The 12,718-nt window shown below is 58.1% G+C and carries 7 protein-coding genes and 1 pseudogene; 5 read left to right on the top strand and 3 right to left on the bottom strand.

Features of this window, described 5'->3' with window-relative positions; genetic code table 11:
* A partial coding sequence (locus tag ACQRCJ_RS10910; protein ID WP_427799796.1) for a GIY-YIG nuclease family protein occupies positions 1-866 on the top strand: 866 nt, incomplete at its 5' end.
* A 121-nt stretch (positions 867-987) separates the two neighbouring features.
* Here the strand turns inward: ACQRCJ_RS10910 and guaA are convergent.
* Both guaA and guaB read right to left on the bottom strand, forming a co-directional pair.
* Positions 988-2,532 carry a glutamine-hydrolyzing GMP synthase gene (gene guaA, locus ACQRCJ_RS10905; protein WP_168936306.1) on the bottom strand — a complete coding sequence of 515 codons (1,545 nt, stop codon included), beginning with the start codon at positions 2,530-2,532 and terminating at the stop codon, positions 988-990.
* 151 nt (positions 2,533-2,683) lie between these two features.
* Positions 2,684-4,141: an IMP dehydrogenase gene (gene guaB, locus ACQRCJ_RS10900; RefSeq protein ID WP_168936307.1), complete on the bottom strand. Its 1,458-nt coding sequence runs from the start codon at positions 4,139-4,141 to the stop codon at positions 2,684-2,686.
* 881 nt (positions 4,142-5,022) lie between these two features.
* Here guaB and ACQRCJ_RS10895 point away from each other — a divergent pair.
* The 3 genes from ACQRCJ_RS10895 to ACQRCJ_RS10885 all read left to right on the top strand — a co-directional run bounded on the left by ACQRCJ_RS10895 (position 5,023) and on the right by ACQRCJ_RS10885 (position 10,732).
* Positions 5,023-6,573 carry an outer membrane homotrimeric porin gene (locus ACQRCJ_RS10895; protein WP_427799795.1) on the top strand — a complete coding sequence of 517 codons (1,551 nt, stop codon included), beginning with the start codon at positions 5,023-5,025 and terminating at the stop codon, positions 6,571-6,573.
* Positions 6,574-7,251: 678 nt separating this feature from the next.
* A complete protein-coding gene (locus ACQRCJ_RS10890; RefSeq protein ID WP_427799794.1) occupies positions 7,252-8,790 on the top strand; it encodes an outer membrane homotrimeric porin in 1,539 nt (512 codons plus the stop codon).
* 430 nt (positions 8,791-9,220) lie between these two features.
* Positions 9,221-10,732 (top strand): outer membrane homotrimeric porin, encoded by a 1,512-nt coding sequence (locus tag ACQRCJ_RS10885; RefSeq protein WP_427799793.1) that lies wholly within the window; start codon positions 9,221-9,223, stop codon positions 10,730-10,732.
* Positions 10,733-10,778: 46 nt separating this feature from the next.
* Here ACQRCJ_RS10885 and ACQRCJ_RS10880 read toward each other — a convergent pair whose 3' ends face one another.
* A complete protein-coding gene (locus ACQRCJ_RS10880) occupies positions 10,779-11,201 on the bottom strand; it encodes a hypothetical protein (RefSeq protein ID WP_303877024.1) in 423 nt (140 codons plus the stop codon).
* On the opposite strand from ACQRCJ_RS10880, the pseudogene ACQRCJ_RS10875 reads away from it, so the two are divergent.
* Positions 11,200-12,718, top strand: a pseudogene (locus ACQRCJ_RS10875) (outer membrane homotrimeric porin); the annotation flags it as partial. The gene ACQRCJ_RS10880 and the pseudogene ACQRCJ_RS10875 sit on opposite strands and share 2 nt — an antisense overlap.

Genomic DNA, 12,718 nt, shown 5'->3' with positions numbered 1-12,718 from the left:
GAGGGGGAGCATCTGTGGCATTCAGCAAAACGATACAGATGTATATTTTTGACGGTAATCCCAATGGTCGCATCATGTGCGAGCTCTCCAACTGGAACGGCCGCATCTACAAGGTCTCGCGCAATGAACTTTCTGTCTTTTCCCAGCGGGCCGATGCCGAGAACACCGGCGTCTATTTCCTGCTGGGGAAGGATGAGAACAATACGGATACCGTCTACATCGGTGAGGCGGAAAAGGTCTGCACACGTCTGAAGCAGCATCTGCATGATGCGGATTACTGGAGCGATGCCATCGTCGTCATCAGCAAGGATGATCTGCTCAACAAGGCGCACGTGAAATATCTTGAGAACAGGTTCTATTGCCTGGCACAGGATTCGGGAAGAGCCGTCATCATCAACAGCACGGTCCCCCCCTGCTCCTCGATCTCGGAGTATGACGAGGCCATGTTGCAGGAGTTCATCAGCAACGCCCGTCTGCTCGTCAATACGCTGGGCTACAAGCTTTTCGATACCCTGGAAGAAAGCAGCGTGGGGCAACAGAATGAGCCGACCTGCTTTTTCATCAATGCTGCCAGGGGGGCCGCCGCCAAAGGGCTTGTCGTGGCGGATGGTTTTGCCGTGCTCAAGGGATCGACCATCGCTTCGCCCGTGGTCCCCAGCATGGCAGAGAGCTTGCGCCGTCTGCGTGACAGTCTGCTCGAAAAAGGGATCGTCGATGCGGACTTCCATTTTGTGAAAGACCATATCTTCACCAGCCCTTCTCTGGCGGCGGCTGTCGTCCTGGGCAGGAACGCCAATGGCCGGACGGAGTGGAAAACGGCGGGGAACAAGGCGCTGCGTGATGTGGAGGAAGACGAGCTGGCATAGCGTTGCAGCGCCATGATAAAAAAAGAGCTGACAGGCAAGCCGTCAGCTCTTTTTTTATGCTGTCTTCACAGTGCGCCGGCACTGTGGCCGGAAGCAGGACAAGGAGCCTGCTGCTTCGGCATTATTCCCACTCGATGGTGCTCGGGGGCTTGGAGGAGACGTCGTAAACCACGCGGTTGACGCCCTTGACCTCGTTGATGATGCGGCCGGACATGCGGGCGATGAGGTCGGCGGGCAGGCGGGCCCAGTCGGCGGTCATGGCGTCCACGCTATCCACCACGCGCAGGGCGATGACGTGCTCATAGGTACGGCCGTCGCCCATGACGCCCACGGTCTTCAGCGGCAGCAGCACGGCAAAGCCCTGCCAGACCTTGCGGTACCAGCCGGACTCGCGCAGTTCTTCCTGCACGATCTTGTCGGCCTGGCGCAGGATGTTCAGGCGTTCTTCGGTGATCTCGCCCAGCACGCGGATGGCCAGGCCGGGACCGGGGAAGGGATGGCGCCAGACGATGGAATCGGGCATGCCCAGCTCGGCGGCCACCTTGCGCACTTCGTCCTTGAAGAGTTCGCGCAGGGGTTCCACCAGCTTGAGCTTCATGGTCTCGGGCAGGCCGCCCACGTTGTGGTGGCTCTTGATGACGGCGCTGGGGCCCTTGTGGGACACGGATTCGATGACGTCGGGGTACAGGGTGCCCTGGGCCAGGTATTCCACTTCGGGCAGCTTCCTGGCTTCTTCGTCGAAGATGTCGATGAAGGTGTGGCCGATGATCTTGCGCTTCTTCTCGGGATCTTCCACACCCTTGAGCAGGTCGAGGAAGCGATCCTGGGCCTGGACGAAGTTGAGGTTCAGGTCAAAGTGCTCGCGCAGATAGCTGACCACTTCCTCGCCTTCGTTGAGGCGCAGCAGGCCGTTATCCACGAAGATGCAGTGCAGGCGATGGCCGATGGCCTTGTGCAGCAGCACGGCCACCACGGTGGAGTCGATGCCGCCGGAAAGGGCGCAGACCACGTGCTTGTCGCCGATCTTTTCGGCCATTTCCTTGACCACGCGTTCCACGAAGCTGGACATGCTCCAGTCGGGCACGATGTTGCAGACCTTGAACAGGAAGTTGCGCAGCATGGCGTCGCCGTCCACACTGTGGTGCACTTCGGGATGGAACTGCACGGCGTAGATCTTGCGGCTTTCATCGGCCATGGCAGCCACTTCGAGGGTGGGGGTGCTGCCGGTGATCACGAAGCCGGGCGGGGGAGTCTTGACCTTGTCGCCGTGGCTCATCCACACGCGGCTGGCCTTGGAGCTGTCCAGGCTGTCCCACAAGGCGCAGGAGGCTTTCAGGGTCAGGTCGGCCGGGCCGTATTCGCGGGTCAGGGACTGGGCCAGTTCGCCGCCCAGGTTCTGGGCCAGCAGCTGCATGCCGTAGCAGATGCCCAGCACCGGCACGCCCAGTTCCAGGAAGCCCTTGTCCAGGGTGGGGGCATCGGCTTCGCCCACGCTGGCAGGACCGCCGGAAAGGATGATGGCCGAAGGAGCCATAGCGGCCACTTCGGCGGCGGTGACGTTGCAGGCATGGATTTCGGAATACACGCCGGCTTCACGCACACGCCGTGCGATGAGCTGGGTGACCTGCGAACCGTAGTCAATGATAATGACCTTGCTGTGCGCCATGAGTGTTCCTTGCAATGTATGCGGACGCCGCCCGGGAGGGACGGCGTCCTTTATATAATGTCATGAACGGGCAGCCTGGCTGCCGGAAAACAGGATGCAAGCACCAAACGGATGCGGGCGGTCGCTGCAGCGATCGCCCGCAGGTCTGAGGCTAGTTGTCGATGCGATAGTTGGGGGCTTCCTTGGTGATGATGACGTCGTGCACGTGGCTTTCACGCAGGCCCGCCGCCGAGATCTCACAGAAGGTGGTGTTCTCGAACAGGTCGTTGAGGGTGCGGGCACCCACATAACCCATACCGGAACGCAGACCGCCCATGAGCTGATAGATGGCTTCCATCACATGGCCACGGTAAGGCACGCGTCCCACGATGCCTTCGGGGACCAGCTTCTTGCTGCGTTCCTGGAAATAACGGTCGGAGCTGCCGTCCTTCATGGCGTCGATGGAACCCATGCCGCGGTAGATCTTGTAGGTACGACCCTGGTAGAGGATGGTTTCGCCCGGGCTTTCTTCGGTACCGGCGAACAGGGAGCCGATCATCACGGAGTGGGCGCCCACCACGAGGGCCTTGACGATGTCACCGGAGAACTTGATGCCGCCGTCAGCGATGCAGCAGCGGTCCATCTCGCGGGCAGCGCGGCTGCCGTCCATGACGGCGGTCACCTGCGGCACGCCCACACCGGCCACGATGCGGGTGGTGCAGATGGAGCCGGGGCCAATGCCCACCTTGACGGCGTCGGCACCGGCTTCGAGCACGGCGCGGGCACCTTCGTAGGTGGCCACGTTACCAGCCACCAGCTGGCAGTTGGGGTACGCGGTCTTGACCTTGCGGATGGCCTTGAGCACGTTCAGGGAATGACCGTGGGCGGAGTCCAGGACGAGCACGTCCACACCGGCCTGGATGAGCTGCTCGGCGCGTTCGTCGCAGTCGCGGCCGATGCCGATGGCGGCACCCACGCGCAGGCGGCCGGCGCTGTCCTTGCAGGCGTTGGGGTATTTCTGGACTTTGTCGATGTCCTTCATGGTGATGAGGCCGCGCAGGCGCTCGTTCTCGTCCACCACGAGGAGCTTTTCGATGCGGTGTTCGTGCAGGTGACGCTTGGCTTCTTCCAGGGAGGTGCCCATGGGCACGGTGACCAGGTTCTTGCTGGTCATCACTTCGCCCACGCGGATGGCGGAGGCGTCTTCGATGAAGCGCACGTCACGGTTGGTGAGGATGCCCACCAGCTTGCCGTCATCCACGACGGGCAGACCGGACACGCGGAAATCCGCCATCAGGTCCAGGGCTTCCTGCACGGAGTTGCGGGAGGAAACGGTAACGGGGTCAAGGATCATGCCGCTTTCGCTCTTCTTGACGCGTTCCACTTCCAGGCGCTGGCGTTCGATGGGCATGTTCTTATGGATGATGCCGATGCCGCCCATACGCGCCATGCTGATGGCCATGGCCGATTCGGTGACCGTGTCCATGGCGGCGGAGAGCAGGGGGATGCGCAATTCGATGGAAGGAGTGAGCCAGGTGGAGATGTCCACGGCGTCGGGAGTCACTTCCGAATAGCTGGGGACAAGCAAGATATCGTCAAAAGTCAGGGCCTTGCCGCGATTGGTGAACATATTTGCCTCGTAATGTGCTGGAATTGTTCAACAAAATTTAATATATAATCATATACATTCCTCATGTCCATGTCAATGCAAGAAAAGGGCCGGAAGCACAGGACGGACGGGCAAAATTTTTATGAAAGCGGGGGAGAGACGCATGCTCCTGCATGCGGGCATGGCCGCCGCCGTCCATATACTAATGTAGTGCCGTGGAAAGGGGCTCATCGTGCGGCACAAACTGTCGGATTTCGCAACCGGTTCGGACGGGGGCCACCGAAATGAACCGGGAGGCGGGGAATTTTCCTGGCTGTTCTTTTGGGAGTGATCGGGGCCTGCGGTCGATGCCTGTCCCTGGAACTGTCAGGAGAGCCGTCCGCGTGCGGGATCTTTCGCGCCGCCGCGCAATACCGGGAAGAGTGGCGGACGCCTCCGCATGCTCCGGGCCTGGTGCGGCACGTTTGTCCTGGTGCCGTGGCCAAGCTTGATGGGGGAAATGCATGGTTCAGTTTTCTGTCCCGCCCCAAGGGGATTTTCCGGCCGGGGCTGTGGAAATTTTCGCTTTGCGGGTGCATTTCGCATGGATGATTTTAAAGATTGTCTTGCTATCATGCTGTAAAGAAAGACTCTTTTTATGGTGTCGCCTGAAATTAACAAGCCTATATCGTTTTTTATCACTTAATATTGACAAACTGATAAAAGGGGTTTAAAAATTTTTACAAGTTCGACGGACAAGCAGATCGCTCCGCGAGCTTTTAAAAATGAGCTTTCAGCTCCGGCCGTATCGGCCGGGATTCCTGTCCCGCTCCGCACAGGTCAGGAATGGGGTCCCGCAAGGGAAAATGATCCCGTAGTGGACGGGATCGGAAGATGCGGAAGTAATGAAGGAAGGTATTATCATGAAGAAGCTTATGACTCTCGCTCTGGCTGCCGCTATGATGATGGGCGTGGCTACCGGCGCCAACGCTATCGACTTCAAGGCCAAGGGTCAGTGGATCATGGATTTCAACTACGGCATGCACGGCAAATTCGGTGAAAGCAAGGCTGCCGCCAACTCCGGTTACAGCCGTAACGGCAACCACGAAGACGAATTCGAAGCTACCCAGCGTGTTCGCCTGCAGTTGGACGCCGTGGCTTCCGAAGCCCTGTCCGGTACCGTGTTCTTCGAAATCGGCGACCAGGTGTGGGGCGACAACGACAACGGCGGCGCTCTGGGCGCTGACGGCAAGGTCGTGGAACTTAAGCGCGCCTACATCGACTGGATGGTGCCCCAGACCGACCTGAAGGTCCGCATGGGTATCCAGGGCATCGCTCTGCCCAGCTTCACCACCAATGCCTCCCAGATCCTCGATGATGACGTGGCCGCCGTCAGCCTGAACTACCAGTTCAACGAAAACGTGGGCCTGACCGCTTTCTGGGCTCGTCCTTACAATGACAATGCCGGCTACTACAAGAACAGTGATTTCGGTGGCACCCAGTACGATAACTACATGGACAACATGGACATGTTCGCCGTGCTGCTGCCTCTGACCTTCGACGGCGTGAAGGTGACCCCTTGGGTCATGTACGCCGCCATGGGCCCCGGCATGATTGACGGTAAGTTTAATGATGCTAAGACGAAGTGGACCATGTCTTCCTTCGGTAATGCTTGGGGCCGTGCCGGTGCTGGTATGGTCTCTGGCTTCCGTGGCACGGATAAGTGGGACACCTACGGCAACGCCTTCTGGGCTGGCGTGACCGGCGAAGTGACCCTGTGGGATCCCTTCCGCATCGCTTGGGATGTGAACTACGGTTCCGCCGCTTACGAAGATCAGAAGCTGAACCGCGAAGGCTGGCTGGCCAGCCTGCTGCTGGAATACAAGCTGGATTGGGGTACTCCCGGTCTGTACGGCTGGTACTCCACCGGTGACGACAACAACCCCCGCAACGGTTCCGAGCGCATGCCTGTGGTGAGCGCCAACGGCAACAACGACTTCTCCAACTTCGCCTTCAACGGCAACCCCTACATCGCTCGTGAAGGTATCCTGGGCTCCACCATGGTGGGTACCTGGGGCATCGGCGCCCGCCTGAAGGACATGAGCTTCCTGGAAGACCTGAAGCACACTCTGCGTGTGAACTTCATGGGCGGCACCAACGCTCCCAAGATGGCCAAGTATGTGCGTAATGATGGTAAGGACTTCCAGAAGCGTGGTACCGAATCCCTTGCCGAATATGGCTTGGGCTACGATCCCATGTATCTGACCACTGATGACTACGCTCTGGAAGTGGGTCTGACCAACACCTACAAGATGTACGACAACTTCACCGTCATGCTGGATGCCGCTTATGTGGCTCTGTGGCTGGATGACAGCACCAGCACCTGGGGCAAGAACCCCGGCCGTAGCGCTCTGGGCGGCGACGGCGTGTACGACGCCTGGAACGTGAACCTGTCCTTCGTGTACTCCTTCTAAGCCTCGGCTTGAGAAGTTCGACCGTGGGGGCTTCGGCCCCCCGGTTTGTAAGCCCCGCTTCGGCGGGGCTTTTTGCGTTTGAGGAACGGGAGACGCTAGTGTGAGAGGGAGGGCTAAAGCTCTTATAATGATAAGGGCGATCTTGTTGGCATGTCGGGCGCGATCTATAGCGCTTTGCACATGCCGTGATGGCTTTTCTGAGATCCGCAGGCTGCTATGGTGTCTGGATCATCAGCAGATCTCCGTATCCTTTTTCTCTGCGTTGATTGGAAAGCGCCGACCGTGAAAGCTTCTGCCTCATGGTTTTTAAGCCCCGCTTCGGCGGGGCTTTTGTCGTTCAATAGGTTAGCTTTTTTTATTTTTTCGGGGAATCCATGCTTGAGAAACTGGTTTGTGAAAAAATTTTATCTAAAAAACGATATAGATAATGTGATGTAAACTATTGTTTTTTTTAAAGAAACGTTGACAAGGTCAAGAAAGGGGTATAAAAATTTTTACAAGTTCGACGGACAAGCAGACCGCTGCCGCGAGCTTTCAAAAACGAGCTTTCAGCTCCGGCCGTATCGGCCGGGATTCCTGACCCGCTCCGCACAGGTCAGGAATGGGGTCCCGCAAGGGAAAAAGATCCCGTAGTGGATGGGATCGAAAGATGCGGAAGTAATGAAGGAAGGTATTATCATGAAGAAGCTTATGACTCTCGCTCTGGCTGCCGCTATGATGCTGGGTGCTGCTACCGGCGCCAACGCTATCGACTTCAAGGCCAAGGGCCAGTGGATCATGGATTTCAACTACGGCATGCACGGCAAATTCGGTGAAAGCAAGGCTGCCGCCAACTCCGGTTACAGCCGTAACGGCAACCACGAAGACGAATTCGAAGCTACCCAGCGTGTTCGCCTGCAGTTGGACGCCGTGGCTTCCGAAGCCCTGTCCGGTACCGTGTTCTTCGAAATCGGCGACCAGGTGTGGGGCGACAACGACAACGGCGGCGCTCTGGGCGCTGACGGCAAGGTCGTGGAACTGAAGCGCGCCTACATCGACTGGATGGTGCCCCAGACCGACCTGAAGGTCCGCATGGGTATCCAGGGCATCGCTCTGCCCAGCTTCACCACCAATGCCTCCCAGATCATGGATGATGACGTGGCCGCCATCAGCCTGAACTACCAGTTCAACGAAAACGTGGGCCTGACCGCTTTCTGGGCTCGTCCCTACAACGACAACAGCGGCTACGAGTGGAACGGTGACAAGGAAGGCTACCAGAACTACATGGACAACATGGACATGTTCGCCGTCCTGCTGCCCCTGACCTTCGACGGCGTGAAGGTGACTCCTTGGGTCATGTACGCCGCCATGGGCCCCGGCATGTTTCATGAATGGAAGCACCCGGAAGACAAGACCAAGAAGTTCAGCGGAGGCAACGCCTGGACCCGCGCTTCCAACGGTCTGGTCTCCGGCTTCGCCGGCACCGATCCCCTGGATACCTACGGCAATGCCTTCTGGGCCGGCGTGACCGGCGAAGTGACCTACTGGGATCCCTTCCGCATCGCCTGGGATGTGAACTACGGTTCCGCTGCCTATGCTGACGAAAAGATGAACCGCGAAGGCTGGCTGGCCAGCCTGCTGCTGGAATACAAGCTGGATTGGGGTACTCCCGGTCTGTACGGCTGGTACTCCACCGGTGACGACAACAATCCCCGCAACGGTTCCGAGCGCATGCCCGTGGTGAGCGCCAACGGCAACAACGGCTTCTCCAACTTCGCCTTCAACGGCAATCCCTACATCGCCCGTGAAGGCGTGCTGGGTTCCACTATGGTGGGTACTTGGGGCATCGGCGCCCGCCTGAAGGACGTGAGCTTCCTGGAAGACCTGAAGCACACCCTGCGTGTGAACTTCATGGGCGGTACCAACGCTCCCAAGATGGCCAAGTATGTGAGCGACTATGCTCCGTTTGAAAAGCGCGGTGTGAAGGCTGTGGACAAAGGTAGCTTCTCTTACGATCCCATGTACCTGACCACCGACGACTACGCTCTGGAAATCGGTCTGACCAACACCTACAAGATGTACGACAACTTCACCGTCATGCTGGATGCCGCTTATGTGGCTCTGTGGCTGGATGACAGCACCAGCACCTGGGGCAAGAACCCCGGCCGTAGCGCTCTGGGCGGCGACGGCGTGTACGACGCCTGGAACGTGAACCTGTCCTTCGTGTACTCCTTCTAAGCTTCGGCTTGGGAAGTTCGACCGTGGGGGCTTCGGCCCCCCGGTCTTCCAGCCCCGCTCCGGCGGGGCTTTTATTGTTTCAGATAGAGTGTGCCCGAGATGCGCGGGCATATACTGTGTAGTACGATGTTTCTCTGGAGAATGGTGGACAGCCTTTTTCTGAGGGGCTGATCCGCACAGCCCGGGCTGAAAGAATCGTCAGCAGAATACTCCGCCATCCCGGATTGCCCGATCCTGTCACTTTATGACACGGTTCAAAAAATTGTCCTTTCCCTCTTGACGGCGAGAAAGGGCATGCGTATGCTTGCGTAGCAAAATTTGTACTCACGTGGAAAACGGATACAGTTTTGCCATGTCTGGCTGGGATGTCCCTGGGGAGGAACGTCCCATGCACGTCAGGAAATTTCTCTCAGGAAGGAAGGTTTTTATCATGAAAAAGCTGATGACCCTCGCTCTTGCTGCGGGCATGCTGCTGGGTGCCGCTACCGGCGCCAGCGCTATTGATTTCAAGGCCAAAGGCCAGTGGCTGATGGGCTTCTCCGCCGGTGACGGCTCCCTGGTGAGCCATGTCAAGGACAACAAGGCCAGCAACCACAACAAGGCCGCTGATACCGATGATATCTTCGGTGCTTCCCAGCGTGTCCGCCTGCAGTTGGACGCCGTGGCTTCCGAAGCCCTGTCCGGTACCGTGTACTTCGAAATCGGTGATACCCACTGGGGCAAGAACGACGATGGCGGTGCAATGGGGGCTGACCAGAGGATCGTGGAACTGAAGAACGCCTACATCGACTGGATGGTGCCCAACACCGATCTCAAGTTCCGCATGGGTATCCAGGGCATCCAGCTGCCCAACGTGGCCGGTGGTTCCGCCATCCTGGATGACGACGTGGCTGCCATCACCGCCAGCTACCAGTTCAACGAAAACGTGGCCCTGACCGCCATGTGGGCCCGTCCTTACAACGACAACTACTCTTCTCGCGCGGATCGCGTGAACTACCATGACAACATGGACCTGTTCGCCCTGATGGTGCCCCTGACCTTCGACGGCGTGAAGGTGACCCCCTGGGCCATGTACGGCATGGCTGGTGCCAACACCAATACCCTGACCTCCACCGCTCCCTATGCCCGTTACGCCAACGGCGGTGATGCGTTCGCTTTTGATCCGTCCTCTACCGGCAAGGCTTACGGTTCCATGTTCTGGGCCGGTCTGCCCATCTCCCTGACCCTGTGGGATCCGCTGAACGTCGAGCTGGACATCAACTACGGTTATGTGGAATCCATGGGTCGCTACGCTGCTGAGCGCGCTGACAACAGCTTTACCCGCATGGGCGATACCAAGCGTGAAGGCTGGCTGGTCAAGGCCCTGGTGGAATACAAGATGGATTGGGGTACCCCCGGCATCTTCGGCTGGTATGCTTCCGGTGACGACGGCAACGTGAAGAACGGTTCCGAGCGTATGCCCAGCATCTCCGCCTGTGGCAATTTCATGTCCTTCATGGGCGACGGCAACTACGGCTGGTCCACTTCCGACAGCCTGTATGACCGCAACATGAGCTACGCCGGTACCTGGGGTATCGGTCTGCGCGTCCACGACCTGAGCTTCGTGGAAGACCTGAAGCACTCCTTCCGCGTGGCCTACTGGGGCGGCACCAACAGCCCGTCCATGGCCAAGTACGTGAACAGCTCCTACGGCTGGCAGAACTTCAACAACGACCTCAACCTCGGCGAAAAGGACGGTCCTTACCTGACCACCAATGACGGTCTGCTGGAATTCAACCTGGTCAACAGCTACCAGATCTACGAAAACCTGGAAGCCAACCTGGAACTGGGTTACATCGTGAACATGATGGACGACGACACCTGGAAGCGCAGCTACCGCAACGATTCCTACAAGAAGCAGGACGCCTGGAAGGCCCAGCTGATCTTCGCTTACAGCTTCTAGTCTTTACGACAGCGATGCTTTCAAGGGGGGCGCAAGCCCCCCTTTTTTATTGGATAAGACGATCTTTCGCCTGGCGGAGGTCGTCTTTTCTTTTGTCCGGAGGAGGGGAGAGCGGATGGAGCAAAGGCCATGCCTGGTGCAGCAGGCGTTTCATGCAGATGTTTGGGGACAGGATGTCTTGCAGGGAACAGTTTTTTGTATGGCGTTTTCCACACAAGTCCCTGGCGTTTTTTTTAGGGGGACAGCCTCCTTTTTCTTCCTCGCTCCTTCTTTTTTTCACGACGCTGTCGAGTGATTCAATAAATTGACCAATCGCCTTGACCCACCCATATGCCCATGCTAACGCAACAAGATAATAGACTCTTTTGATGAGTCCTATAAGGTCGATGGCCTGCCGGAGATGTCTCGGTGAAGGACTTGGAGTTCTCAGGCCTGGAAATTTTTCATTTAGGGAGGAAGGTTTTATCATGAAGAAGCTGATGACTCTTGCGCTCGCTGCGGGCATGTTGTTGGGGGCTGCCAGTGGTGCTCACGCTATCGATTTCAAAGCCCAGGGGATGTGGCTGATGGGCGTGGGGGCCGGGGATGGTTCCTTCGTGAGCCATACCCGCCAGGCCGGTGCGACGTCGAATAAGGCCCGGGATACCGATGACGCCCTCAGTGCCATGCAGCTCGTGCGTTTGCAGTTGGATGCGGTGGCTTCCGAGTCGCTGTCCGGTACGGTCTACTTCGAAATCGGCGACACCATGTGGGGCCAGGCATCTTCCGGCGGCGCCCTGGGCGCTGACAAGACCATCGTGGAATTGAGAAACGCCTATATCGACTGGACGGTTCCCAACACCGACCTCAAGTTCCGTATGGGTATCCAGGGGCTCTCCATGCCCAATGTGGCCGGTGGCTCCGCGGTGCTGTTTGACGATGCCGCCGCTGTCGTAGCCAACTACCAGTTCAACGAAAATGTTGGCCTGACAGCTTTCTGGGCCCGTCTGTTCAACGACAACTGGAACGAGAGCAGTGCCGCCAACCGCTGGTCTCCTGACGATGATGCCAACTACCAGGATAACGTGGACCTGTTCGCCCTCATGCTGCCGCTGACCTTCGAAGGTGTGAAGCTGACCCCCTGGCCATGTACGGCATGATCGGCGTCAACTCCTGGGATGCCATGGATAACGGGCTGCATATGGGCAGCTATCCTCCCTACAGCCTGCGTCCTTATCCGCTGGCCTACAACGGCGGGACGCTGGATACCGACAAATCCTATGGCTCTGCGTTCTGGGCCGGTCTGCCCATTGCCGTCACGGCCTTTGATCCGCTGAACATCGAAGTCGATATCAACTACGGTTATGTGGAATCCATGGGACGCTATGATGTGCAGCAGCTGAACAGCGGTGCCTGGCGTCGTGGTGATACCCAGCGCGAGGGTTGGCTGGTCAAAGCCCTGGTGGAATACAAGCTGGATTGGGGTACTCCCGGCATCTTCGGCTGGTATTCCTCCGGTGATGACGGCAACGTGAAGAACGGTTCGGAGCGTATGCCCACCATGTCCGGTTGCGCTAATTTCATGTCCTTCATGGGCGACGGCAACTATGGCTGGGGCGACCCGCGTCTGTATGACCGCAACCTGACCTATGCCGGTACCTGGGGCGTGGGTCTGCGCATCCACGACATGAGCTTTGTGGAAGATCTGAAGCACTCCTTCCGTGTGGCTTACTGGGGTGGTACCAACAGCCCTGCCATGGCCAAGTATGTGAAGGAAGCCTAGGCTGGGACAACGGTACCCCCGAAGGTCCGTACCTGACCACCAATGACGGCCTGCTGGAATTCAACCTGGTGAACAGCTACCAGATCTATGAGAATCTGGAAGCCAACCTGGAGTTGAGCTATATCGTGAACATGGTGGATGACGACACCTGGAAGCGCAGCTACCGCAACGACTCCTACAAGAAGCAGGATGCCTGGAAGGCCCAGCTGATCATTGCCTACACG

The sequence above is a fragment of the Desulfovibrio sp. SGI.102 genome (assembly GCF_050314315.1).
Classification (GTDB): domain Bacteria; phylum Desulfobacterota; class Desulfovibrionia; order Desulfovibrionales; family Desulfovibrionaceae; genus Desulfovibrio.
The sequence above is the reverse complement of the archived record's forward strand: the minus strand, read 5'-3'. Positions and strand labels throughout refer to the sequence as shown.